The sequence below is a fragment of the Luteococcus sp. genome, from assembly GCF_043424415.1.
GTDB lineage: Bacteria > Actinomycetota > Actinomycetes > Propionibacteriales > Propionibacteriaceae > Luteococcus.
The window spans coordinates 1-25,295 of record NZ_JBHWOO010000057.1 but is presented as its reverse complement, the minus strand read 5'-3'; the positions used below and the strand labels follow the sequence as shown (position 1 = coordinate 25,295).

General features: G+C 70.3%; 21 protein-coding genes. 13 read left to right on the top strand and 8 right to left on the bottom strand.

Features of this window, described 5'->3' with window-relative positions; all coding sequences use genetic code 11:
* Positions 1–47 precede the first annotated feature (47 nt).
* The 5 genes from ACHFFZ_RS03350 to ACHFFZ_RS03330 form a co-directional block, all read right to left on the bottom strand.
* Positions 48–1,538: a DUF1846 domain-containing protein gene (locus tag ACHFFZ_RS03350; RefSeq protein WP_394275248.1), complete on the bottom strand. Its 1,491-nt coding sequence runs from the start codon at positions 1,536–1,538 to the stop codon at positions 48–50.
* A gap of 128 nt (positions 1,539–1,666) precedes the next feature.
* Positions 1,667–2,173, bottom strand: coding sequence for a hemerythrin domain-containing protein (locus ACHFFZ_RS03345; protein ID WP_394275247.1), 507 nt, complete (start codon positions 2,171–2,173; stop codon positions 1,667–1,669).
* Between the two features lie 298 nt (positions 2,174–2,471).
* Positions 2,472–4,184 (bottom strand): NAD-binding protein, encoded by a 1,713-nt coding sequence (locus ACHFFZ_RS03340; RefSeq protein ID WP_394275246.1) that lies wholly within the window; start codon positions 4,182–4,184, stop codon positions 2,472–2,474.
* A gap of 11 nt (positions 4,185–4,195) precedes the next feature.
* Positions 4,196–4,576 carry a DUF6394 family protein gene (locus ACHFFZ_RS03335; protein ID WP_394275249.1) on the bottom strand — a complete coding sequence of 127 codons (381 nt, stop codon included), beginning with the start codon at positions 4,574–4,576 and terminating at the stop codon, positions 4,196–4,198.
* Between the two features lie 107 nt (positions 4,577–4,683).
* Positions 4,684–5,604, bottom strand: coding sequence for an EamA family transporter (locus tag ACHFFZ_RS03330; protein ID WP_394275245.1), 921 nt, complete (start codon positions 5,602–5,604; stop codon positions 4,684–4,686).
* A 225-nt stretch (positions 5,605–5,829) separates the two neighbouring features.
* Between ACHFFZ_RS03330 and ACHFFZ_RS03325 the strand changes: the two genes are divergently transcribed.
* The 4 genes from ACHFFZ_RS03325 (at position 5,830) to ACHFFZ_RS03310 (ending at position 9,889) form a co-directional block, all read left to right on the top strand.
* Positions 5,830–6,657: a sugar phosphate isomerase/epimerase family protein gene (locus ACHFFZ_RS03325; RefSeq protein WP_394275244.1), complete on the top strand. Its 828-nt coding sequence runs from the start codon at positions 5,830–5,832 to the stop codon at positions 6,655–6,657.
* On the top strand, positions 6,654–7,658 hold the full coding sequence (locus tag ACHFFZ_RS03320; RefSeq protein ID WP_394275243.1) for a Gfo/Idh/MocA family protein: 1,005 nt from the start codon (positions 6,654–6,656) through the stop codon (positions 7,656–7,658). The genes ACHFFZ_RS03325 and ACHFFZ_RS03320 overlap by 4 nt, the downstream gene beginning before the upstream one ends.
* Positions 7,659–7,700: 42 nt before the next feature.
* Positions 7,701–8,867, top strand: coding sequence for a Gfo/Idh/MocA family protein (locus tag ACHFFZ_RS03315; protein ID WP_394275242.1), 1,167 nt, complete (start codon positions 7,701–7,703; stop codon positions 8,865–8,867).
* 176 nt (positions 8,868–9,043) lie between these two features.
* Complete coding sequence (locus ACHFFZ_RS03310) at positions 9,044–9,889, top strand: sugar phosphate isomerase/epimerase family protein (protein WP_394275241.1); 846 nt, start codon at positions 9,044–9,046, stop codon at positions 9,887–9,889.
* Positions 9,890–10,039: 150 nt separating this feature from the next.
* Here ACHFFZ_RS03310 and ACHFFZ_RS03305 read toward each other — a convergent pair whose 3' ends face one another.
* Positions 10,040–10,669 carry a TetR/AcrR family transcriptional regulator gene (locus ACHFFZ_RS03305; protein ID WP_394275240.1) on the bottom strand — a complete coding sequence of 210 codons (630 nt, stop codon included), beginning with the start codon at positions 10,667–10,669 and terminating at the stop codon, positions 10,040–10,042.
* A gap of 115 nt (positions 10,670–10,784) precedes the next feature.
* Here ACHFFZ_RS03305 and ACHFFZ_RS03300 point away from each other — a divergent pair, with 115 nt between their 5' ends.
* From ACHFFZ_RS03300 to ACHFFZ_RS03285, 4 genes are all read left to right on the top strand, one after another.
* Entirely contained in the window at positions 10,785–13,583 is a 2,799-nt protein-coding gene (locus ACHFFZ_RS03300) for an MMPL family transporter (protein ID WP_394275239.1), read from the top strand.
* An 8-nt stretch (positions 13,584–13,591) separates the two neighbouring features.
* Entirely contained in the window at positions 13,592–16,024 is a 2,433-nt protein-coding gene (locus ACHFFZ_RS03295) for a YhgE/Pip domain-containing protein (RefSeq protein ID WP_394275238.1), read from the top strand.
* A gap of 59 nt (positions 16,025–16,083) precedes the next feature.
* Entirely contained in the window at positions 16,084–17,169 is a 1,086-nt protein-coding gene (locus ACHFFZ_RS03290; protein WP_394275237.1) for a winged helix DNA-binding domain-containing protein, read from the top strand.
* A 120-nt stretch (positions 17,170–17,289) separates the two neighbouring features.
* Positions 17,290–18,063, top strand: coding sequence for a DNA-formamidopyrimidine glycosylase family protein (locus ACHFFZ_RS03285; protein ID WP_394275236.1), 774 nt, complete (start codon positions 17,290–17,292; stop codon positions 18,061–18,063).
* Positions 18,064–18,066: 3 nt separating this feature from the next.
* Here the strand turns inward: ACHFFZ_RS03285 and ACHFFZ_RS03280 are convergent, their stop codons facing one another.
* Both ACHFFZ_RS03280 and ACHFFZ_RS03275 read right to left on the bottom strand, forming a co-directional pair.
* The gene (locus ACHFFZ_RS03280; RefSeq protein WP_394275235.1) at positions 18,067–18,732 is read right to left on the bottom strand and encodes a response regulator; all 666 of its coding nucleotides are present in this window, start codon (positions 18,730–18,732) and stop codon (positions 18,067–18,069) included.
* Positions 18,729–20,063, bottom strand: a complete 1,335-nt coding sequence (locus tag ACHFFZ_RS03275) for a sensor histidine kinase (RefSeq protein WP_394275234.1) — start codon at positions 20,061–20,063, stop codon at positions 18,729–18,731. The genes ACHFFZ_RS03280 and ACHFFZ_RS03275 overlap by 4 nt, the downstream gene beginning before the upstream one ends.
* On the opposite strand from ACHFFZ_RS03275, the gene ACHFFZ_RS03270 reads away from it, so the two are divergent.
* The 5 genes from ACHFFZ_RS03270 (at position 20,062) to ACHFFZ_RS03250 (ending at position 25,082) form a co-directional block, all read left to right on the top strand.
* Positions 20,062–20,784, top strand: coding sequence for an ABC transporter ATP-binding protein (locus tag ACHFFZ_RS03270; protein ID WP_394275233.1), 723 nt, complete (start codon positions 20,062–20,064; stop codon positions 20,782–20,784). The genes ACHFFZ_RS03275 and ACHFFZ_RS03270 overlap by 2 nt on opposite strands.
* On the top strand, positions 20,781–21,554 hold the full coding sequence (locus ACHFFZ_RS03265; protein ID WP_394275232.1) for a hypothetical protein: 774 nt from the start codon (positions 20,781–20,783) through the stop codon (positions 21,552–21,554). The genes ACHFFZ_RS03270 and ACHFFZ_RS03265 overlap by 4 nt, the downstream gene beginning before the upstream one ends.
* Positions 21,554–22,774, top strand: a complete 1,221-nt coding sequence (locus ACHFFZ_RS03260; RefSeq protein ID WP_394275231.1) for an erythromycin esterase family protein — start codon at positions 21,554–21,556, stop codon at positions 22,772–22,774. Before ACHFFZ_RS03265 ends, ACHFFZ_RS03260 begins: the two co-directional genes overlap by 1 nt.
* Positions 22,775–22,857: 83 nt before the next feature.
* Complete coding sequence (locus ACHFFZ_RS03255; protein ID WP_394275230.1) at positions 22,858–24,471, top strand: phosphodiester glycosidase family protein; 1,614 nt, start codon at positions 22,858–22,860, stop codon at positions 24,469–24,471.
* 32 nt (positions 24,472–24,503) lie between these two features.
* Complete coding sequence (locus ACHFFZ_RS03250; RefSeq protein WP_394275229.1) at positions 24,504–25,082, top strand: sugar O-acetyltransferase; 579 nt, start codon at positions 24,504–24,506, stop codon at positions 25,080–25,082.
* Positions 25,083–25,295 lie beyond the last annotated feature (213 nt).

The following is a 25,295-nucleotide window of genomic DNA, read 5'->3' as shown; positions in this document are numbered from 1 at the left end:
GGCCGGCCTGCGCGTCGAGACCGCGCGTCAATCCCCGGGCGAGCGGATCAGCGCTTGCGGTAGAGGCTCTTGCTCTGGAAGACCGGCTCGCTGGTGACCCGGACCCCCAGGTTGCGGAAGATGCCCTCGTCGACCGAGCCGAGGATCGTCGAGGTGTGCACGTCACAGTCGCGCAACTGGGCCACCTCGGCCAGCGCACGGCGGGCATCGTCGTCGGAATTGGCGCTGACGCTCAGGGCGATCAGCACCTCGTCGGTGTGCAGGCGTGGGTTCTTGCTGCCCAGGTGCTGCGTCTTGAGCGTCTGGATGGGCTCGATGCTCTCCGGCGCCAGCAGGTTCACCTTCGGGTCGATCCCGGCCAGGTGCTTGAGCGCATTGAGCAGCATCGCCGAGCAGGCGCCCAGCAGCGGGCTGGTCTTGCCCGTGATGATGGTGCCGTCGGCCAGCTCGATCGCGGCGGCCGGCGCCTTGGTCTTCTTCGCCAGGTCCAGGGCCGGTTTCACTACTCGGCGGTCGGTGCCCTCGATCCCCAGCGAACTCATCAGCAGGGCCACCCGGTCCGACTGGGCCGGTTCCAGCTCCTCGCGGCGCTCCTGGGCCAGTGCCTTGTACCAGCGACGGATCACCTCCTGCCTGGATGCCTCGCGGCAGACCTCGTCGTCGCTGATGCAGTGCCCGGCCATGTTGACGCCCATGTCGGTGGGCGACTTGTATGGCGAGCTGCCCAGGATCGTCTCGAACAGGCGGGTGAGGACCGGGAAGACCTCCACGTCGCGGTTGTAGTTGACGCACTGCTCGCCATAGGCGGCCAGGTGGTAGGGGTCGATCATGTTCACGTCGTCGAGGTCGGCGGTGGCGGCCTCGTAGGCGATGTTGACCGGGTGGTCCAGCGGCAGGTTCCAGATCGGGAAGGTTTCGAACTTGGCATAGCCGGAGCTGATCCCGCGCTTGTGGTCGTGGAAGAGCTGGCTCAGGCAGGTGGCCATCTTGCCGCTGCCGGGGCCGGGGGCCGTCACGATCACCAGGTCGCGGCTGGTCTCGATGTACTCGTTCTTCCCGTAGCCGGCATCGCTGACCACGTGGGCGACGTCATTGGGATAGCCCTTGATCGGGTGGTGGCGGTAGACCTTGAGGCCGAGCTTCTCCAGCTTGCGCTTGAAGGCCTTGGCGGGGCGGTTGTCCTCGCTCATCTGGGTGATCACGATGCTGCAGACCAGCAGCCCGTAGCTGCGGAAGGCGTCGACCAGGCGCAGGACGTCGTCCTCGTAGGTGATCCCCAGGTCTGCCCGCACCTTGGTGCCGGCCAGGTCGGCCGCGCTGACGGCGATGACCACCTCGGCCTCGTCGGCCAGCGTGTGCAGCATCTCGATCTTGTTGTCAGGGGTGAATCCCGGCAGCACCCGGGAGGCGTGCATGTCGTCGAAGAGCTTGCCGCCGAACTCGAGGTAGAGCTTGCCGCCGAACTGCTGACGACGCTGTTCGATGTGCTCGGACTGCATTGCCAGGTACTTGTCGCGGTCGAAACCGATCTTGTGCATGTCTTCCCCTGTCCGCAAAAGAAAATGTGGCCGCGGCGCTCGGCCCCGAACCACCTGCAGAGCATAGCGAGCCGATGTTTCGGGCGTGTTTCCGCCTGCGTCGAGGGGAGTGGCCGGCTGGCGGGGGCTCAGTGGGCGTGGGCTCGCTCTCCCAGCCCCTGGCCGTGCTCGCCGTGGGCGTGCTCGATGCCGGCAGCATGGTCGTAGTCGTGGGTGAGCTGGTTGATGGTCTCCCAGGTGTCACCGTCGATGCTCACCGCCGCCGCGGGAAACAGGCCGTTCTCCTCGTGGTCGATGTGGTTGCGCAGCGCCTTCTCGAAGGCAGGGTACTCCTCGAGGTTCCCGTCGAGCACGCGCTCCAGCTGGTCGTCGAGGCTGGCGTGCTCGCGGCACAGCGAGTCGATGGTCTCGGTGAAGTCCTCGTCCTTGCGCATCTCGTGGAAGAGCCCGGCCTCCTCGGCCTTCGTGTGGGGCCACAGCAGGTTGGCCAGCTCGACCCCGGCATGGCCCACCGTGTCGAGGTCTCCGGTCGCGACGGCGCGGCCGAGGTCCCCCAGCCGGTCGATGACGCTGTAGTGCTCCTCGGTGAAACGACCGATGAGCTCGATGGAACGGCATCCGCAGTACTCGCACATGGCACCCACACTACGCCTGTTGCCCCGGCTTTCTCCGTGGAAAACGGGACGAACCGGAGCAACGGGGCCCAGGCTGCAGCCGGCACTGACCACCGCCCCGGCCCGGCCGTCGGTGGTGGTGGTCAGGACCAGGCTGGCGTCGCTGACATTGTTGGTGCGCGGTTGAAGCGGGCATCCATGGCGCTCGGCTTCCACCGCGAGTCGAAGACGAAGCCGGAATGCACAGAGCAGGCACTGTGCCATGAGCCGGCTGTGGACGCATCATCACCGCCCACAGGACGGGCGCGCAGGAGATCGCTCAGTCGTTGTTGCGTCCGGTGATGACCCGCCAGAACCAGGTGTCGGGCACCGCGCGCGCGGTGCACAGGTACTCCACCGAGGCATCGGAGTAGGCGATGGCGTCCAGCTGGCTCAGGCCGCGATCGCGTCCCAGCAGGCCGACCTGGTCGCCCTTGCGCAGCGGGGTCTGCGGGTCGGGCAGGTAGGTGATCTCGTCGCCACGCTTGTGCATGTAGGGAAAGACGCTGATGGGGTGGTCCCGGTCGTCCGGATCGCGCAGCAGGTCGGCGATGCTCACCTCGTGACCGCGGTCCAGCCAGCGGCAGACCGCCGGCGCTTCGTGCGGCAGCACCGTCATCAGTCGCGGGATCGGGCAGCTCTCGCCCACCCGGTCGGTGATGCGCTGTCGCACCTCGAGCGCCTCCTCGTTGTCCAGCAGCTGCAGGTCCTCGACGAAACCCCAGTAGAGCGGGGACTCCAGCCGGGCCAGGGTCTCCAGGGCCACCAGGTCGGTGGCGATGAAGACGCTGTCGGGTTCGAAGGCGCGCAGCAGGCTGGTGGTGTGGATCGACTTCTGCCGCACCGAGAGGTACATCTCGGGGTTCACCAGACGGGCATGGGCGGCCATCGACAGGTTGGTGGTGTCGCTCTCCACGCCTGCCACGAAGCCGACGATGCCCGTGAAGTCGGGCATGCCGTCCTCGGGGGAGACCTCCTCCACCTCGAGCCCGGCCGAGCGCAGGTCCAGTGCCACCTCGCGGCCAAAACGGCCGTCGGCACTGACCATCCACCGGCCATTGGCCAGTTCCTCGTGCAATGGCGGCATCTCGGTGCCCGGCTCGCTCATCAGCCAGGAGCTCAGCTGGTGGGTGGCCGGCCGGTTCAGTGCCATCACCAGATAGGCGCCGTAGCGGTCGAAGGGATTGATTACCGCCTGGGGGGAGAAGTCGAGCATCCGCGCCATGTTGGACCGTTCGGAACAGCGGGTGATCACCGGCACCTCGGGGCGCAGCAGATCGGCCGACATCACCACCGCCAGGTTCATCTCGTCCTTGTCGGTCATCGCGATCACCCCCTCGCACATCGGATGGCCCAGCCCCGCCAGGCCCAGCAGGGCAGGATTGCGCGGGTCACCCTGGATGGCAGGCACGTCACCGGTCAACTGGTCGGTGGTGAGCACGTCGATCCGCTCGGGATCCTCGTCGACCACCACCAGCCGCCGTCCGGCCGTGTCCAGCGCCATGGCCAGGGTGCGGCCGGCCTGACCGTAACCGGCCAGCAGCAGGAAGGGTTCGTGGATGCCCTTGACCTTGCTGCGGAAGCGTTGCAGGTTCACCGCATTGCGGAAGGCCGGTTCCTGCAGCAGCGCGAAGAGCGAGCCGAAGACATAGGCCCAGGCCACCACCGAGGCATAGATCGTCAGGGTCACCCACATGCGCTGGGCGCTGGTGAAGGTGTAGTTCAGCTCGCCGTAGCCGATCGTCATCGCCGTGTAGCTGATGAAGTAGAAGGCATCGAACAGGCTCATGTGCCAGGCATTGCCCTCGGAGTCGACGCCAGGGATGAGGCTCAGGCCCAGCGAACTGATCGAGAAGATCACGATCAGCACGATCAGGGGGAAGCGCATCCGGCGCAGCACCAGGAAGATCGCCTCCGTGGACGGCACATCGGTGGGCACGTCCACCTCCACCCGCCGCAGGCGACGGGTGGAATGCCAGGGCCGAGAGACCATCGGGGCCATGGTCAGCGGCGACGGTAGGAGGCGGTCTCGATGACCAGCAGGATCAACGAGACCATGTTGGCCAGCAGCGCTCCTCCCGACAGCGAGACCACTGACGAGGTGTGTGCCACCGTCAGCCCGGCCTCGGAGGCCTGGGTCACCCAGATGTGGACGCCCGCCGCCAGGACCAGCTGGATCACTGCCACCAGCGAGGTGGCCAGGTGGACCGCGCCGATCTGGGTGCGGTCACCGAACTTGAGCACGGTGGCGATCAGGTTCACCACCACGGCGGCATACAGCTCGTAGACATTGTGCAGCTGCGGATTGCCCATGTCGCCGATGAAGAAGCCGAAGTTCAACGTGGCGGACATCAGGACGAAAAAGCCGAAGACCACTTTCTCCATGTTCACCCGCGCCACGGTAGTCGCCGCAGGCCCCGCACGGCGAGTGCTGGCTGAAGTGGCGGATGAGGGGCCATGTGGTCAGACCAAGAGTTCGGGTCGTCAGCTCCTCACAGACCGGGCGGTTCGCTGTGGGGCGTCGGGACGGGAGGGTTGGCGCGGCGCCGCAGCACCCGGTTGCCCACCCCCAGCGCCAGCAGCACGCCAGTCACAGTGATCGCAGCCCCGAGGATACCCAGCGGCGTGGGGAGCTCACCGTCGTAGAGCCAGGCCGCCCCGGCCCCGATCACCGGGACGAACATCGACCATGGGGCGACGCTCGCCGCCGAGTGCCTGCTCAACAACAGATTCCAGATGCCATAGCCGAACATCGAGGCGCCATAGGCGATGAAGGCCAAGCCGCCCAGCGAGCGCAGGCTCACGTGCTGGATCGCGGCCAGTGCACTGGCAGGGCCGCCCTCCAGCCAGAAGGAGGCCAGCAACAGCGGGACCGGCGGCACCAGCGCCGACCAGACCACAAGCGAGAAGCCCGTACGCGGCGGGTGGCGTCGCGTGATCACATTGCCGAACGCCCAGCTCAGCGCGGCGCCGACGGTGAGCAGGAAGGGCAGCACCGGGGCGGCGGCCAGGTACTGCGCCCCCACCACCGCCATGCCCACCAGGCCGATCACGATGCCCGCCACCTGCATTCGGTTGGGCCGCTCGCGCAGCACCGTCGCCGCGATCACCACGGTGAACAGGGTCTGCACCTGCAGCACCAGCGAGGCCAGGCCCGCGGGCATGCCCAGCATCATGCCGACATAGAGCAGTCCGAACTGCAGCGCGCCCATCGTCAGGCCCGAGGCCAGCACCGGCCAGAAACCCATGCGGGGCCGGGCAATGACGAAGACCGCCGGAAGGGCCACCAGCACGAAGCGCAGCGCGGCCATCAACAGGGGCGGCAAGGTCTCCATGGCCATCTTGGCGGCGACGAAGTTGACGCCCCAGACCAGGATCACCAGCACCGCCAGGCCCACATCGCGTCGCGGCATCCATCCCCTCCTCCCATCAATCGTTGTGACAAGACTCACACCTGCCGGGCCAGTGTGCACGCGGCAGGCCGATCGGTGGACCGCGGCGGGAAAAGGATGGCAACCGGTTCCCAGCCACCCGGCCCCTGCCTAGCGTGGCGGCGAAGGGTGATGGGGCCCGTCGCAGCCGTCGCCAGCGCGGCATCGGCAGGGCCATTGCCCAGGACGCGACGACAGGAGAGCACCATGTGGACCCTGACCGGATTTGCCGACGAGATCGCCGATGACTTCGGCGAACAGCTCCAGCTGCTCAAGCAGCTCGGCGTCACCCACCTCGAGTTCCGCAGCGCCTGGGGGCAGAACATCCTGCTGCTCGACCAGGCCCAGCGCGAGAAGGCCAAGGCCATGCTCGACGAAGCCGGCATCAAGGTCAGCTCCATCGGCTCCCCGATCGGCAAGATCAAGGTCACCGACGACTTCGAACCGCACCTGGGGGCCATGAAGCATGCCGTCCAGGTGGCCCACTTCTTCGAGACCACCAACATTCGCGTCTTCAGCTTCTTCATCCCCGAGGGCGACGACCCCGACAGCCACCGCGACGAGGTGATCCGCCGCATGAAGGCCATCACCGAGGTGGCCGAGGCCGGCGGCGTCACGCTGCTGCACGAGAACGAGAAGGACATCTACGGCGACATCCCGCGCCGCTGCGTCGACATCATCGAGTCCGTCGGCTCCGAGCACCTCAAGGCCATCCTCGACCCCGCCAACTACGTCCAGTGCGGCGTCAAGCCCTTCGACGAGGCCTACCCGCTGGTCCGCCCCCACCTGGCCTACATCCACCTCAAGGATGCCGTCGCCAACACCCCCGACGTGGTCCCCGTCGGCGAAGGCGACGGGCAGGTGCCCGAGATCCTGCACGCCCTGCACGAGTCCGGCTACGACGGCTTCCTGTCGATCGAACCCCACCTGGGCGACTACACCGAGTTCGGCGCCATGAGCGGACCCGAGCTGTGGACCAAGGCACACGGCGCCCTGGTCGGCCTGCTGCGCGCCGAGGGAGTCGACTTCCAGTGACCACCGCGGCACTGGTCGGCTGCGGCGACGTCAGTGTCGTCCACCTGGAGGCCTTCCAGGAACTGGGCATCGACCTGCTCGGCATCGCCGACACCGAAGCCGACGGACGCGCCCGGGCCGAAGCCCTCGCCCCCGGCGTGCCCGTCTTCGAGAACCACCAGCAGTTGCTGGAGCAGCTGCGGCCCGACGTCGTGCACGTCACCACCCCGCACCACCAGCACGCCCAGGTGACCAGCGACGTGCTCGCCGCCGGCATCCACGTCGTGCAGGAGAAACCGCTGGCCAACACCCTGGCCGCCGGCCAGCAGCTCGTCCAGGCCGCCCAGGCGAGCACGGCAAAGCTCGGCATCTGCTTCCAGAACCGTTACAACCTCACCGCCCAGGCCCTCAAGCAAGTCCTCGACGACGGGGAACTGGGCGAGGTGCAGGGCGCCTATGCCTCGGTGGTGTGGAGCCGCACGCCCGACTACTACCAGGCACGGCCCTGGCGCGGCCGATGGAGCACCGCCGGCGGCGGCCTGCTCATCAACCAGGCCATCCACACCCTCGACCTGCTGCAGTGGCTCTTCGGCGAACCCGTCGAGGTCCGGGGCCAGGCCGCCAGCCTGCGCTATGGCGAGGTGAGCGAGGTCGAGGACGTCGCCACCGCCTGGTTCACCCACCCCGGCGGCATCACCTCCACCTTCGTCGGCAGCCTGACCAATGCGGTGCACCGCAATGTGGAGCTCGAGGTCTACGGCTCCAAGGGCGTCGCCACCGTCGCCGGCGGACTGCACGTGCGCCTGCTCGACGGCAGCACCCGCGACGTCGCCGAGCGCGTCATCACCACCACCGGACGCAGCTACTGGGGGCTCTCGCACCAGGCCTTCATCGCCGACTTCCACTCCCGCCTCGACGACCCCGAACCCTTCTGGATCGGGCCCGGCGAGGCGATGGCATCCCTGCGGATGCTCAAGGAGGTCTACCGGCAGAGCTTCGACGAGTCCGTCGGCCACCAGTGATTCCGCACTCCCGATCTTCCCAATCCCGCGCAAGGAGAGAACATGACTGACAAGCAGCTTCGCCTGGGCATCATCGGCCTCGGTGCCGAGGGCGGCATGTACGCCACCTTCATCCACGACGGCCAGGTGCCCAACATGACCATCGGCGCCATCGCCGACATCGACGAGTCGAAGAAGGCCCGCGCCGACGAGCTGGGCGTGCCCTTCTTCACCGACTACGTCGAGATGCTCGACTCCGGCCTGGTCGACGCCGTGGTCACCACCGTGCCGCACTACCTGCACCCCGAGATGGGCATCAAGGCGCTGGAGAAGGGCATCCACGCCCTGGTCGAGAAGCCCGTCGGCGTCTACACCAAGCAGGCCCGTGAACTGATCGACTACGCCGCCGGCAAGCCCGAGTTGGTCTTCGGCGTCTTCTTCAACCAGCGCACCAACCCGCTCTACAAGGACCTCAAGGCGCTGCTGGACTCCGGTGAGCTCGGCGCGCTGCGCCACAGCTCGTGGATCATCACCACTTGGTGGCGTCCCCAGGGTTACTACGAGCAGTCCGACTGGCGCGCCACCTGGGGCGGCGAGGGCGGTGGCGTCCTGGTGAACCAGGCACCCCACCAGCTCGACCTGTGGCAGTGGATCTGCGGCGTGCCGAACAGCGTGGTCGCCAAGGCCAGCTTCGGCTTCCGCCGCGACATCGTCGTCGAGGACGAGGTGACCGCCCTGGTGGACTTCGGCGAGGGCGCCACCGGCACCTTCACCACCTGCACCCACGACATGATGGGCACCGACCGCCTCGAGATCCTGTGCGACAAGGGCAAGGTCGTCGTCGAGGACTCGAAGAAGGTCACCATCACCCGTCTCTCGCAGCCCGAACAGGAGTACAGCAAGGCCATGAGCATGGAGGAGGTCGGAAAGCTCTTCAAGGGCCAGCTCGACCTGTCCGACGTGATGACCACCGAGACCAAGGACTACGGCTCGGTCTGGGGCGAGCAGCACCGCGAGGTGCTGCGCAACTTCGCCGCCGCCGTGCTCGACGGCGAAGAGCTGCTGGCCCCCGGTGGCGACGGCATCCACGGCGTGCGCCTGGCCAATGGCATCCACCTGTCGGCCTGGACCGGCGAGGAGGTCAGCCTGGTCGACTTCGACGAGGCCCGCTACCTGGAGGAGCTGAACAAGCGGATCCGCGAAGAGGGCAAGTTCGAGCCCCGCTCCTGAGCTGAAGGGTCGGGCTGCGCCGGCTGGCCGTCGCGCAGCTCGACTCACTCGCGCAAGCCCTCCTTCGTCGGGCATTGTCGCGCTCGGTCGCGTCTGACGCTGCCACGACGGCCACCGGCTCCACCCTCCACCAGCCCACTGTCCCCGGACCTGTCGAGGGGATGAAAGGAAGAACAATGGCAACGCTCGGCGTGCAGATGATGATGCTGAAGGACAAGGTCTCCGAGATGGGCATGTGGCCCGTGCTCGAGAAGATCGCGGAGCTGGACCTGAAGGCCGTGGAGGTCTCGCAGATCCCGATGGACGAGGCCAACACCGCCGCGCTGGAGCGGGGCGTCAAGGAGCTCGGCATCGAGGTGGGTGCCCTCTCGGTGGGCCTGCACCCCGGCCCGATGCTGATGGACACCCTGGCCGAGGACTTCGACAAGATCGTCACCGACTGCCGGCGTCTCGACTGCCGCTTCCTGCGTATCGGCATGATGCCCTTCACCGCGATGGTCTCCAAGCAGGCCTGTGAGCAGTGGGCGGCGGAGGTGCAGCCCTACGCGGCCCGGTTGAAGGCCGAGGGGATCGCGCTGTGCTACCACAACCACCACGTCGACCTGGCCAAGTTCGACGGGGAGCGCATGTTCGACATCGTGCGTCGCGTCGCCCCCGACCTGGGCTTCGAGGTGGACCTGCACTGGGTGCAGCGCGGCGGCATGGCCCCGCTCGACATGCTCAAGGCCTACTCGGGCGTGTGCAAGCTGATCCATGTCAAGGACTACCGGGTCGGTGCCCTGCCCCAGGAGGCCCTCGACCTGATGATGGCCGGCGACATGAAGAAGGGCTATGACATGTTCGTCAACATCATCGAGTTCGCCGAGGTGGGCCAGGGCAACATGAACTGGCCCGAGCTGCTGCCCGCCAGCCTGGAGGCCGGTGCGGAGTACTTCTTCATCGAGCAGGACCTCACCTACGGCCGCGACCCCTTCGACTGCCTGGCCGACTCGCGGGAGTACCTGGCGGGGATCGGGTACTGAGCTTCCCCTCGACGGGCTCGGGGATCGTGAGGACACGGGTTCCTAGCCTGTCGAGGCGCCGGCTGGCCACCACCAGAAGATCTCGGAAGATCCGGTCCCCCCAGGGGACCGGATCTTCCGAGATCTTTTCGTGCGCCCCCGCCGTGGCACTCAGGCCGTGGTGATGAAGGCCCGCAGCACCTGGGAGAGCAGTTGGACGGTGCGCGGGGAGCCGGGCTCATCGCCGGCGACCAGCTGGTCGAGGCTGTTCTGGTCGTGGACGGCGTGCAGCAGGCTCAGCACCTCGTCCATCCCCACGGTCAGGCGCAGCCCGGCCGCCGCCAGTCCGTCCTCGATCAGGGTGGCGAAGAGCGGGGTGATCCGGGCCTGGTAGGCGGTGAAGGCCTCCCGCAGGGCGGGCTCGCGGGCGGCATAGAGGCGCAGCTCGCTGGTGACCAGCACGTCGTCGGCGCCCTGACCGCTGACGGCGACGAAGACCTCGAGCGCGTCATTGATGCGGCGCTCGAGCTCGTGGTCGTGGTCCATCCGCGCCACTGCCTCGCGCGCGGCGGCCAGGTGGCGCTGGCACTGGGCGTCGAGCAGGGCGATGCACAGCGCATCCTTGCTCTCGAAGTTGGAGTAGAAGGCCCCGCGGGTGAAGCCGGCCGCCTCGCAGATCTCCTCGACGCTGGCGCCGAGCACCCCCTTGCGCGCGATGACGCCGACGGCGGCCTCGATCAGGCGACTGCGGGTGGCCTCTCGGCGGGCGGATCGAGGGCTGTCCTGGCTGTGGGTGGTCACGAGGTCCCCCTTCGGGTGCGGGTCCGGGATCGGACTTTGGATACAGTACCGTATCGAGTACAGTGCCGTATCGGATACGGATGTGTATCCATCCGTGCACCATCCCGGGAGCAAGATGTCCTCCTTCCTGTACCGGCTCGGCCGCGCCTGCCACCGCCACGCCCGGCGCGTGATCGCCATCTGGCTTGCGGTGATGGCACTGTGCGGCGCACTGGCCGGGCTCTCGGGAGCCCAGTACAGCGACGAGTTCACCATCCCCGGCGCCCCCTCCCAGGTGGCCCTCGACCAGCTGCGCCTCACCTTCCCCGAAGCCGCCGCCCTCACCGCCGAGGCGATCGTCGTCATGCCCCCCGGAGGATCGGTCGACCAGACCGAGACCAGGCGCGAGATCCAGCAGGTCGTCGACGAGATGGCCAAGGACCCGCTGGTCACCAGCGTCGCCGACCCCTATGCCGAGATCCCCACCGGCATGATCAGCAAGGACCGCCGCGCCGCCCTCATCCAGCTCCAGCTCCGCGGCGAGATGCAGGACCTCACCGACGCCGACCGCGGCCGGCTCGTCGCCCTCGCCGAGAAGGCCGAATCCGAACTCCCGCAGGGAAGCCAGGTCTCCATGGGCGGCCAGGCCTTCAGCATCGAGGTGCCCGGCATGAGCATCACCGAGGTGCTCGGCGTCCTGATCGCCCTCGTGGTGCTCTTCGTCACCCTCGGCTCGCTGCTGGCCGCCGGCCTGCCCCTGGTCACCGCCGTCATCGGCGTCGCCCTCTCGCTCTTCCTGCTCACCATCAGCGCCGGACTGGCCAAGGTCAGCTCCACCACCCCGATGCTCGCCGTCATGCTCGGCCTGGCCGTCGGCATCGACTACGCCCTGTTCATCCTCAGCCGCCACCGCGAACAGCTGCGCCCCCAGGACGGCGCCGCCCCGATGGACGTCGAGGAGTCCACCGCCCGCGCCGTGGCCACCAGCGGCTCGGCCGTCGTCTTCGCCGGGCTGACCGTCTGCATCGCCCTGGTCGGGCTGGCGCTGGCCAACATCCCCTTCCTCACGGTGATGGGCGTCTTCGCCGCCATCGCCGTCGCCCTGGCCGTGGTCATCGCCCTCACCCTGCTGCCCGCGCTCATGGGACTGATGGGGGAGCGGCTGCGGCCCCGCCCCCGCAAGGCCCGCAAGGCCGGCAACCGCAGCATCTACCAGCGCTGGGTGGCCGCCGCGACCAGGCTGCCGGCCCTGACCGTCGCCGTCATCGTCCTGCTGCTGGGAGCCCTCAGCCTGCCCGCCGCCAACCTGCAGATGAGCCTGCCCAATGCCGGCCAGCAGGAGGAGCACAAGCCCGCCCGGACGACCTATGACCTGATCGGCGAACACTTCGGCGTCGGCTACAACGGCCCACTGATCGTCACCGCCGACATCCTGGGCAGCAACGACCCGATGGGCGTGATGAAGCGGCTCCAGGCCGACATCGAGGACACCCCCGGCGTCGCCAGCGTCCTGATCGCCACCCCCAACCGCAATGCCGACACCGGCTTCGTGCAGGTGGTGCCCACCACCGCCCCCGAGGACCCCGCCACCGCAGACCTCGTGCAGCGCCTGGTCGACCAGCACGACGCCTGGGCCGACGAACTCGACACCGAGACCGCCGTCACCGGCTCCACCGCCATCCAGATCGACGTCTCCCAGCGCCTGGCCCGCGCCCTGCTGCCCTTCGGCATCTTCGTCGTCGGCCTGTCCACCGTGCTGCTGATGATGGTCTTCCGCTCCGTCTGGGTGCCGCTCAAGGCGACGCTCGGCTACGCCCTGAGCGTCGGTGCGGCCTTCGGCGCCACCCAGCTGGTCTTCAACGAGGGCATCGGCGCCGCCATCATCAACCTGGAGCGCCCCGCCCCGATCATCAGCTTCATGCCGATCATCATCATGGGCATCCTGTTCGGCCTGGCCATGGACTATGAGGTCTTCCTGGTCAGCCGGATGCGCGAGGACTACGTCCACTCGCTGCGCGCGCACCCCGAGGCCGCCGAGGACCGTGCCCTGCGCGACCGCCTGGCCCGCCAGGCCGTGCACACCGGCTTCGCCAACTCCGCCGTCGTGGTCACCGCCGCCGCCGTCATCATGTTCAGCGTCTTCGCCTTCTTCGTCCCCGAAGGAATGGGACCGATCAAGCAGATCGCCTTCGGCCTGGCCGTCGGCGTGGCCGTCGACGCCTTCATCGTGCGGATGACCCTCGTGCCCGCCGTGCTGCAGCTGCTCGGCTCTCGCGCCTGGTGGCTGCCCGGCTGGCTCGACCGGCTGCTGCCCGTGCTCGACGTCGAGGGCGAGGGCCTGCACCGCGAACTCGAACTCGCCGACTGGCCCACGCCCCCCGGCCCCGACGGCACCCACCCCGAGGCCCTACACACCGAACAGCTCGCCGTCGACGGGATCTTCGGGCCGGTCAGCCTGCACCTGGAGCCCGGCCAGGTGGCCGTCGTCCAGGGCGACGACTACCCCCGGCGGGCCCTGCTGCTGGCGCTGGCCGGACGGCTGGAGGTCAACTCCGGACGGGCCCGCGTCGCCGGCTGGCTGCTGCCCGAACGCGCCGCCGACGTGCGCCAGGCCACCGCCGTGCTGGACGCCACCAACCGCTCCGGACTGTCCCACGACCTGCCCGCAGCACTGGCCCGTCACCCGCGCCTGGTGCTCGTCGACGACGCCGACCGGCTCGCCGGCCCCGACCTGGAGGCCCTGCGTCGCACCATCGCCGCCGGCGACGCCCCCGCCTTCGTGCTCGGCGTCCACGACCGGGAGGCCATCGCCAGCTGGCAACCCGACCGCACGATCCTGCTGCGCGACGGCCGCACCGGATCCCCGGACCCCGTCCCGCGCCATGCCCTGGCCGGCACCAGCACCGACGTGACCACCATCCACGAGAGCCTGTGAGAACCGCCATGACCCCCTCCCTCTTCCACGTGGAGCACACCGGATCGCGCCGCCCACTGGCCGGCTGGAAACTGCTGGCCCTGGTGCTCGTTCCCGTCCTGCTCGCCGGCCTGCTGCTCGGCGCCGCCCACGGCCGCGACGACCGGCTCGGCCAGGTCACCGCCGCCGTCGTCAACAGCGACAAGGCCGTCGAGGTCAACGGCCAGCCGGTGCCGCTCGGCCGCCAGCTCGCCGCCGAGATCGTCGCCAAGCCCGCCAAGAACATCACCTGGAAGCTCAGCGACCCCGCCGACGCCGCGGCCGGCCTGGCCAGCGGCGAGTACGCGGCCGTCGTCACCATCCCCGAAGGCTTCTCCAGGGCGGCCACCAGCGTCAGCGACGCCGACAACGCCCAGCAGGCCACCATCGACGTCCAGACCTCCCCGGCCTCGCCCGTCGAGGACGCCCAGATCGCCCGGCAGGTGGCCCAGCTCGCCGCCCAGTCCACCAATGCCATGCTGACCAGCGGCTACCTCGACAAGATCTACGTCGGCTTCAACCAGATGGGCCAGCAGGTCACCACCATCGGCAAGGGCGCCGGGCAGCTCGCCGACGGCGCCGAGGAGCTGGCAGACGGAGCCGACAAGGCCGCCACAGGCGTCGGGGAGCTCGGCCGCGGCATGGGCGAACTCGACCGCAACGGCACCGCACTGGTCACCGGCGGCGACAAGCTCGCCAGCGGTGCCTCCGAACTCGCCGGCGGCATCACCCAGTACACCGACGGCACCGGCAAGGTCGTCGACGGGATCGGCCAGCTCGCCGGCGGCATCAACCAGCTCGAGTCCGGCCTCGCCCGGGCCGGCGCCAGCGGCGACCTCGCCCAGCTGGGTCAGCTCAAGACCGGCGCCGCCCAGGTGGCCGGCGGGGCCACCGGGCTCTCCACGGGCCTCGACACCTACCACCGCCAGCTCGTCGCCTGGCGCGACGGAACCGCCGCCGTCCCGCCGCAGGTGCTGCAGGCCTACAGCCAGCAGTTCGGAGGCCAGTGCGCCGCCCAGGTGGCCCAGGCCATGCGCGGCATCGACACCGGCGCCGTCGACGCCCACCAGACCGAGCTCGTCACCCAGCTCGGCCGGGCCCTCGACCAGATGCCCGCCGAGGTGCAGCTGACCCCGGAACAGAAGAAGGCCGTGTTGGAGGCCGCCCAGACCCCCATCGCCGAGCAGCTCGACCAGCTCGTCAACGACCCGGAACTGGCCCGCGAGATCGCCCAGACCGTCTGCCCCCGCGTGCAGGAGGCCGCCCAGCCCGTCTTCACCGGCGGCTTCCGGGCTGGGGCCGGCACCGCCGCCGCAGCCCTCGACACCAAGGACGCCAAGACCGGCCAGAGCCTGCGCTCCGGCGCCGCCGCGCTGGCCGCGGGTGCCGGCCAGCTCTCCGGCGGGATCACCACCCTGGTCGACGAACTGCCCAAGCAGATCGCCGCCCAGACCGCGCAGCTGAAGGCCGGCGTCACGAAGCTGTCCGACGGCGCCGACACCTTGGCCAGCCAGTCACAGCAACTCAAGAGCGGCGGTGCCGAACTGTCGTCGGGCGCCTGGACGCTCGCCAGCGGACTCGACGAGTACACCTCCGGAGTCGCCAAGTACACCGACGGCGTCAGCCAGGCCAACCAAGGCGTGCAGAGCCTCGCCGGAGGGCTCGGACAGCTCGCCGCCGGCACCGACCAGCTCGCCACCGGCACCCGCACCTTCGCGCAGAAGGTGAGCGACGGCGCCAGCCAGGTGCCCAGCTACTCCCAGAAGCAGCGCGAGACGCTGTCGAAGGTCGTCGCCACCCCGGTGGCCAGCGATTCAGGGATCGTCGCCACCCCGCTCAGCCAGCTCACCAGCCTGCTGCTGGTGCTCGCCGCCTGGCTCGGCTCGATCGCCACCTGGCTGCTCGTGCGGCCCGTCGCCTCCCGCGTGCTGACCAGCTCGCGGCCCAGCTGGCAGCTCGCCGCCGCCACCATGCTGCCCGGCGCGATCGTCGCCCTGGCCCAGGGCGTGCTGCTCGGCGTGCTCGGCGCCGTGGTGCTCGACCTCGGGCTCGGCCGGGGCCTGGCCCTGACCGGCTTCCTGGTACTGGTCGGCCTGACCTTCACCGCCGTGAACCATGCGCTGGCCGCCTGGCTCGGCGGGATCGGCCGCGGCATCGCGATCGTCCTGGCCACCGTCACCGGCGCCGTCGGCATGGTCTCCGCCGTGCCGGGCTGGTTCTCGGCGGTGCACGGCGCCAGCCCCCTGGCCCCGGCCCTCGACGGGGTGCGGGCCGTGGTGGCCGACGCCCCGGTCGGCGTCGGACCCGTCGGAAGCCTGCTGCTGCTGTGGATCGTCGCGGCCTGTCTTGGCCTGCTGGCCGTCGTGCGTCGCCGCCGCCTCACCCCCGCCCGCTACCGCCGAGGGGCCGGGCGCGCCCAGTAGGCACCGTTGCACGTGAAACCTGACGCCCACGTCGTCGGGGATGGGATTCTTGGCAGACCATGACTCCCATTCCCGCCATCCCCGACGACCTACGCGCCGTCCTCGGACGCCGCCTGGGCGCCCAGCACCTCGACCGCTCCGCCCCCGACGTCGCCACCGTGGTGCGCGACTCGCTCGCCGTCCAGGCGCAGGACCCGCCGCTCTCGCGCTGGTCGCTGGGGGTGCGCGCCGGGGTGGACGAGCCCGCAGTGCGCGCGGCGATCGACTCCGGCCAGGTGCTGCGCACCCATGTGCTGCGCCCCACCTGGCACTACGTGCACCGCGAGGACATCCGCTGGCTGCTCGAGCTCACCGGTCCCAGGATCATCACCGGCAACCGGGCACGCCAGCGGCAGCTGGGCATCGACGAGGAGCTCTGGGCCCAGACCCAGCAGGAGCTGCGCCGAGCGCTGGCCGACGGACCCCTGACCCGGCGCCAGGTGCAGCCCCTGCTGCCGGTGCCCGCCTCGTCACCGCAGCCGAACCAGACCGTCGCCCACCAGCTGATGATGGCCGAGGCCGCCGCCCTGGTCTGCTCCGGCCCGCTGGCCGGTGACGAGCACACCTATGTGCTGCTCGATGACGTGGTTCCACCCTCACCGCCCCTGCCCCGCCAGGAGGCCGCCACCCGCCTGGTGCACCGCTTCGTCGCTGGCCACGGCCCCACGAGCCTGCGCGACCTGCAGCGCTGGAGCAACATCACCCGCACCGAGGCGCGCGCGGGCCTGGCCAGCGGCGGCTTCGAGACCGGCACCGTGGACGGCGTGGAGCTGTGGTGGCAGCCGGATGCCCCGATGCCAGGGCTGGACGGGGTTCACCTGCTGCCCACCTTCGACGAGGCGTGGCTCTGCCATGACCACCCTCGCTTCCCCCGGCTTCCGGGGCACCGGTTGGGTGAGCTGCACCTGAGTGCAGCAGAGGCCGGCTGGGGCCTGGTGATCCGTGACGGGCTGGACATCGGCAGCTTCCGTCGGCGGGTGGTGACCCGCGCCGGGAGCCGTCGGGTGACCGTGGAGTTCACGCTCGCCGAGGGTGTGGCGGTGGACCCGGCGCTGGAGGCGGCCCAGGATCGGATGCTGGCCTTCTTCGGCGCCGCGGCGCACTGAGATCGGCCACGGCGTGCAGAGATTGCAGCACATACGGCCACGGATGACATTTGAACGTGTCGTGCGCCGTGACAGCCGCATTTTCAGCAGCGGGAGCGCGGCGCAGGGCAGGATGGGACCATGCCCGAAGGTGATTCCGTCGCCCGCTCCTGCGCCAAGTTGCACACCGCGCTGGCCGGCCAGGTCCTGACGCGTGCCGAGCTGCGGGTCCCCGCCGCGGCCACCGCAGACCTCGCCGGCCGGAGCGTGCTCGAGGTGGTGCCCCGCGGCAAGCACCAGCTCACCCGCATCGAGGGTGGCTGGACCATCCACACCCACCTCAGGATGGACGGCACCTGGCGCATCGTGGGGGCCGATGACCGCACCCCCGGCCCCGCCCACCAGGTGCGGGCCCTGCTGGTCACCGAGACCCACCAAGCGGCGGGCCTGCGGCTCGGGCTGGTGGAACTGGTGCGCACCGACCACGAGCACGAGGTGATTGGCCACCTGGGCCCAGACCTGCTCGGCCCCGACTGGGACGAGGAGATGGCCGTCGCCAACCTGCTGCGCGAGCCCGGCCGCACCATCGGCGAGGCATTGCTCGACCAGCGCAACCTGGCCGGCATCGGCACCATCTACCGGGCCGAGAGCCTCTTCCACCAGCGGGTGAACCCACGCACCCCGGTCGGTCAGGTGGGCGACCTGCTGGGTGTGGTGCGCACCGCGCAGCGACTGCTGGAGGCCAGCAAGGTCACTCGCGTCCCCACCGCCTCGAACCGGGACGGCCGCTGGGTCTACAACCGCGCCGGCAAGCCCTGCCCCCGCTGCCGCAGCCGGATCCAGTGCGAGGAATACGGTCCGCTCACCCAGGAACGCCTGAGCTGGTGGTGCCCCAGGTGCCAGCCGTTGGTCTGAACCTCACCCGGCGTCGCGCACGATCATCGCCACCGAGACCCGGTTGTCAACTCCCAGCTTGGTGAAGGTGCTGGTCAGGTGGGCCTTCACGGAGGCCAGGCTGAGGTTCATCCGCGTCGAGATCTGGCTGTTGGTCAGGCCCTCGGCCACCAGCGCCGCCACCTCGCACTCACGGCTGGTGAGCCGGGCCATCGCCTGCTGGGCGGCCACCGTGGCAGCCCCCGGACCGCTGGACTCGGTGGCCACGCTCACCAGGGTGCGGGTGACCTCAGGGGAGAGCACGGTCTGGCCATGCTGCACACGACGGATGGCCTCCAGCAGCTCGGCCGGGTCGGCGTCCTTGAGCAGGAAGCCGTCGGACCCCAGCCGCAGAGCCCGCACCACGTAGTCGTCGGTGTTGAAAGTGGTCAGCATCAGCACCCGCGGGCGCCCGGGCAGGTGGGCCAGCGCCTCCATGGTCGCCAGGCCGTCGGTCCCGGCCATCCGGATGTCGAGCAGGATGACGTCGACCGGCTCGTCGGCCAGCAGGCGCAGGGCCTCGCCGCCGTCGCCCGCCTGCCAGGCCACCTCCATGTCGGGCTCGCCGCGCAAGATGTAGCCCAACCCGGTGCGGACCATCGGGTCGTCGTCGACCAGTGCGATCCTCAGGCGCTGCTCCTGCTGTCTCATGCGGTCTCCTGGTGGGGTGTGGCCAGTGGCACCCTGGCTTCCAGCACGAATTGTGCCCCGTCGCTGCCGTGGACCAGCTCACCGCCCAGCTGTTCGACGCGCTCGGCCACCCCCACCAGGCCCAGGCCGGAGCCGGAGCGGTCGGGGACGGCGAGGTCGGCCAGCGGATTGGCCACCCGCAGCCGCAGCCAGCCGTCACGTTGTTGCACCAGCACCGTGGTGGGGGCGCCGGGGGCATGGCGGCGGGCATTGGTGATGCCCTCCTGGATGATGCGAAAGGCGTTGCGGGAGATGGGTTCGGGAATGGTCTCGAGGCTGGCGTCGAGGTCGAGGTGCACCTGCTGCCCGGCCTCGGTGGCCTCGGTGACGAGGCACTGGAGCCCGGTGAGGGTGGGCTGGGGTGGTTCGGGGGAGTCCTGGCTGCCCCGCAGGGTGGCGAGCATGCTGCGCAGCTCCACCAGCGAGGCCTTGGCATTGGTCTGGATCAGCCCTGCGAGCTCGGCGCTCTCGGCGTCGGACTCGCGCAGCCGGTGCGAGAGCGCCCCGGAGTGCAGCGCGACCAAGGAGATCCGGTGGGCGACCACGTCGTGCATCTCGCGGGCGATGCGTTCCCGCTCGGCCAGACGGGCCTGCTCCAGGCGCGCCTCGAAGCTCTCCTGCCGGGCGGTGCTGGCGACGGCCCGGGCAGCCTCGGCCTGGCGGGTGGCCTGGCGCAGCCACCCGACCAAGGTCGCCACCCCGATGCCGATGCACGAGATGGTCACCTCGACCCAGGCCGCCTGGCTGGGCGGGTCACCCAGTGCCGCCCACAGCGGCACCCCCAGCACCTTGGCAGCGCACAGCAGGGCGGCGGTGGCCAGTCCGACGGGGCGGCGGCGGGTGCGGGCCAGCTCCTCCTGCGCCACCAGCGCGGCGCCGAAGACGGCGGCGCTGACGGGCCAGAGCGCCGCCATCGCTGCCAGGACGAGTGGGTGCCGGCGCATCGGGAGGGCCACCAGCAGGAGCGAGGCCAGCGCCCCGCCCAGCAGCGGGGTGACCAACCACGGATCCAGGTGCCCGCGCGCCCGCAGGACCAGCAGCGGTGACAGGTAGTAGGCGGTACCCAGCAGGGCCACCAGCCACTGCAGCCCGGTCAGTCGTCGAGCGGGTGCGGTGGCGGGGGAGGAGTCGTCGGGCACCCCTCCAGTCTCACAGCCACCGGGTGCACTGCCCAGATGGCCGATGGACCAGCCGGGCAGCCGATGGGCCAGCTGCCGGTCCCCGAAGGATTCCGCGACGGCGGCCTGCTGCCCGAGGCGGCCACCCGGCCGGCTGGCGTGGGCTGTGACCATGATCGAGATCGAGAACCTCACCAAGCGCTTCGGCGCGGTACAGGCCCTGCAGGGGGTGTCCTTCGGCGTCTCCGCCGGCCGCATCGTCGGCTTCCTCGGCCCCAATGGCGCCGGCAAGTCCACCTGCCTGCGCATCCTCACCGGACTGGTCCGGGCCGATGCCGGCAGCGCTACCATCGACGGCCGCCCCTATGGGGAGCTGGAGGTGCCCGGCCGCAGCGTGGGAGTGCTGCTGGGCACCGAGTCCTTCCATCCGGGACGCACCGGGCGGGAGTGCCTGCGGCTGGCGGCCCTCACCCAGGGCCTTCCGGCCGCTCGCGTCGACGAGGTGCTCGACGAGGTGGGCCTGGGACGGGCAGAGGCGAGTCGCCGGGTGGGCGAGTACTCGCTCGGCATGAGGCAGCGACTGGGGGTGGCCCAGGCCCTGCTGGGCGACCCGTCGGCGCTGGTGCTCGACGAGCCGACCAATGGGCTGGACCCGCAGGGGCAGCGGTGGCTTTCGACGCTGCTGCACGAGCGTGCCGAGCGGGGCTGTGCCGTGCTGTTGAGCAGTCACCAGTTGCATGACGTGGCGCGCCTGGCGCATCGGGTGGTGATGATCGGCGGGGGCCGGGTGCTCCAGGACGTGGCCGTCGCCGAGGTGGCCGACCTGGAGGAGCTCTACTTCGGCCTCACCGAGGGCATCGACCGTGGGCGCGTGCAGCTCGGGGGTGTGCGATGACCGCCGTGCACACGACGACCCGCGCGGGTCTGGCCCGCACCACGTTGGCCCGCACGACCCTGGCCCGCGCCGTGGCCGTGGAGCTGCACAAGCTCGTCGACACCCGCGGGCAGCGTGCGGTGATTGCCGGCGGACTGCTGGGCATGGCGGCCTTCGCCGGCGGTCGGGCCCTGTGGCCCACCACCGGCACCGACATGTGGCAGCTGGCGACGATGGCCTGCGGGCCGGCGGGCTGGATGCTGCTCGTCCTGGCGGTGCTGCTGGCCAGCGGCGAGTTCACCCGGGGCACCATCGAGCCGAGCCTGCTGCAGGACCCGCGCCGCGGCCGGCTGGTGACGGCCAAGCTGCTGGCGGTGCTGGTGGCGGCACTCGTGCTGCTGCTGGTGGCCGTGGTGATGGGTGTTGGTGCCGCGGTCATCGGCCCGTGGATCACCGGCGACGCGATCCCCCTTCGCGGGGATGTCGGCCGGCTCGCCCTGGCCGCCGGACACCTGGCCTTCACCGGCGTTGCCGCCCTGGGCTGGGCGCTGCTCACCCGCAGCGCACCCGCCCCCATCATGGTGCTGCTGCTGTGGCCGACGATCGCGCTGCTGCTGGCGTCGGCATCCGCGGTGGCCGAGCGGCTGCTGTCCTGGGTCAGCCTCGACGCCGTCTGGGCGCTGGCGGATCCGTCGCCAGGTTCCTGGGCCCGACTGGGCACGTCGATGCTGGCGTGGGCCGTGCTGCCGCTGGTGGCAGGCCTGGTGCGACTGGTGAGGGGTGACCTGTGATGAGGAGGACTGCGGTGGTGGTGCTCGTCGTCGCCCTCATGGTGGGTGGTGCCGGAATCGGTCTGTGGCGCCACGTCACGGCTCCGGCCGGTGTTGCGGAGGCGGTCGAACTGGCCGATGTGCAGCTGCCCAGCCGTCTCACCGAGGCCACCGTGCTGGCCGTGGGGGAGGCCACCCATGGCACCGCCGAGTTCCGGGAGGCCTGGACGACCATCGCCCTGAAGGCGGCCGAGGAGGGCTTCACGACGATCGCGTTGGAGGAGAGTGCCGGCCCGGTGAGCCAGGTGGACGCCTGGGTGCAGGGTGGCCCGGGCAGTGCCGAGGAGGCGGCCGGACGCTTTGGCTTCGCCCTCAACCGCACCCGCCAGATGGCCGACTTCCTGACCGCTCTGCGGAAGTGGAATGCCGCCCATCCCGAGGACCCGGTGCGGCTGCACGGGCTGGACGTGCAGCGCGCCGTCCCCGACCGTGAGGTCGCCCTGGAATGGTTGCGGGGCAAGGATCCCAAGGCTGCTGCGAGACTGGCTCCGAGGCTCGACGCGATCACGCGCGACACCGCCTGGGAACAGGACCAGGCCCGGGCCATGCTGGAGCCCGCCCGGCAGCTGGCCGCGGCCGTCGAGCGTGCCGCCCAGGGTGCCGGCGACGATGCGAGCCTGCGGGCCCGTCTGTCGGCCCGCACCTTGGTGCAGGGGATGGAGCGGGGCAGCGAGGGCATCGACTCGTGGGACCGGGATGCGGCCCTGCACCAGAACCTGCGTTTCCTGGTGGAGCAGCGTGCCGGTGCCGGTGGCAGGCACACGCTGCTGCTGGCCCACAACGGGCACGTGGACAGGTCGGGGGCTGCGACGATGGCGCCCGGGAGCAAGCTCGGCGTCCTCAACCACCAGCACTGGGGCGACGACTACCGCGTGGTTGGCGCCGACGCGCACCGGGTCCGTCTGCAGGACGACGGCAGCGTGCACTCCTTCACCGTCGGTTCCCCGGTGCGGGGGATCTTCGCCGGGACGCGCATCGGCTTCGTCGACTTCGCCGAGGTTGCGCCCGCCAACCGGGCGGTGCTGCAGGAGCAGCATCCGATGGCCTCGGCAGGAAGCCCCTTCGCCGCCTGGCAGGCGTGGCTGCCGCCGATGCACCAGATCGGGGTGGTTCCGGCCACCAGTTGGGACGCCCTGGTCTACGTCACCGACAGTCACCCCACCGACCCGTTGGAGGGGTGACGACGGGGGCGTCGTCAAGCATTCATCCAGCGGTCATCCGGCAGCCCTTGTCGGGTGACCGCCCGGGTCAGTTTGATCGTTCCATGCATACCCACAACCCCACCCGTGCCGCCGTCGCCGCTCTCGGCGCCGCAGCCCTGACCATGCCCTTGGTCACCACCGCCGTCGCGAAGCCGGCCCCCGCGCCCGCCCCCGTCGCCGGGCAGCTCACCCTCGGCGCCCCCGACCTGCACGAGACCCGCACCACCACCACGGTGCAGCGTGGCGTCACCCACACCCTGGTCACCCGCGGCGCCACCGACACGTCGCTCGGCTGGGTGGTCGAGGTGAACATGCCGTCGCTGGCCACGAGCCCCGACCGGAGCGGCCCCGCCCGCTCCGTCCAGGACAAGGCGGCCGCCGAGGACACTCGCGCGAAGCTGGCCGAGGCCGGCTTCGCCGCCACCATCAGCGCCGTCGAGCAGCCCGCCGTCGCCGACCTGCCCGCCAGCACCCTGGGCCACCGCCTGCGCCTCGACCAGACTTCCGCCACCAAGGCCGAGGCCGACGCGCTGGTGTCCGAGCTGAAGGCCAAGGGCTTCAGCTCCCGCTCCTGGTTCACCGGCTGGGACGGCGGCACTGACGCCAAGGGCCCGTGGCGCATCAATGTGCTCACCATCGACCCCAAGACCTTCACGGGAACCCTCGGCGCCACCTACGGCCCCGACCTCGCCACCCGCGAGAAGACCACCGAACTGGCCGCCTTCACGCGCGCCAGCGCCGCCATCAATGCCGGCTTCTTCGTGATGGACCCGAAGGCCGGCGCCGAGGGTGATCCCGCCGGTGCGGGCATCTACGACGGCAAGCTGGTCAGCGAGACCATCACCGGCCGCCCCGCCCTGGTGCTCGACCCGAAGGCCCGCCATACTCGCATCGTCACCCCCGTGTGGAAGGGCGTCGCGATCCTCGACAAGCAGCGCTTCGAGCTCGACGGCGTGAACCGCGTCATCGGCCTGATCCGCAACTGTGGCGGCGATTCCACGGACAAGGCCACGGCGCTGCCGCTGCACGACGTCACCTGCACCGACGACGCCGAGACCATCGCCTACACCCCCGACTTCGCCGCCACCACCCCCGCCGGTGAGGGCGCCGAGGTGGTGCTGGAGGGCACCCGCGTCGTCGACGTGAAGACCACCCGCGGCACCACGCTCGCCAAGGGCCAGACCTCCATCCAGGCCACCGGCGAGCACGCCACCCGCCTGCTCGACGTGGTGCAGGCCGGTGAGCGCGGCGCCTGGAGCCAGGGCATGACCGACGGCCGCGCCCGCCTCGACACACCCCGCACCACCGTCGTCAACGGCGGCCCGGAGCTGGTGCGAGACGGCGAGCTCTTCGTCACCCAGAAGCGCGACGGCATGAACCAGCCGCTCAACCCGTCCTTCGACTACGGCTGGGTGCTGCAGCGCAATCCGCGCACCTTCGCCGGCGTCGACGCCCAGGGCCGCACGATGCTGGTGACCGTCGACGGCCGTCAGCCCACCGACCTGGGCCTCAGCATCCCGGAGGCCGCGCAGGTGGCGAAGGACCTGGGCATGGTCGACGCCATCAACCTGGACGGCGGCGGCTCCACCGCGATGGTGCTCGACGGCACGCTGGTCACCAGCCCGTCGGATGCCACCGGCGAGCGCCCGGTGGGCGACGCGATCGTCGTCAAGTGATCCGACGGTCTCCGGCGAGGTAGCGTCGCACCATGACCGACCACTTCGCCGGAGACCCCAGGACCAACCGCGAGCGGATGCTGGCGGGTGACCTCTACATCGCCGACGACCCCGAGATCGCCCGGCTCGCCCAGCGCGCGGTGGAGCTGCAGGAGCGCTACCTGCAGGCCAGTGTCGACGACCCGGACCATGCCCGCAGCCTGCTCGAGGAGCTGGTCGGCGACCTGGGTGAGGGTGCCTTCGTCAAGCCCCCGCTGCACGTGGACTACGGCAGTCACATCTCGATCGGCGCCCGCACCTTCGTCAACTACAACCTCACGGCCCTCGACGTCGCGCAGATCACCATCGGGGAGGACTGCCAGATCGGGCCCAATGTGCAGCTGCTGACCCCGACCCATCCGCTTGACCCGCAGCAGCGACGCGACAAGCTGGAGGCTGCCGAGCCGATCATCATCGGTGACAACGTGTGGCTGGGCGGTGGTGTGATCGTGCTGCCGGGCGTCACCATCGGTGACAACACCGTGGTGGGGGCGGGGGCCATCGTCAGCCGGAGCCTGCCTGCCAATGTGGTGGCCCTGGGCCAGCCGGCCAGGGTGGTGCGGGAGCTCTGACCGGGCGCCCGCCTGGCGCGGGCCCTGGTTCGGGGCGCGGAGCCAGGGCCTCGAGGGGCGGGCTGGCCACGGTGTTCACCTGCACCACACCTGTGCGAAACCTGAACGTCGGCTGAATGTGATGGGATGACGCCCATGCCTATCCTCCACACCGTCCGACTCGCGGTCGCCGCGATCGGTTCCGCCGCCCTGCTGCTCCCCCTGGCGCCCGCC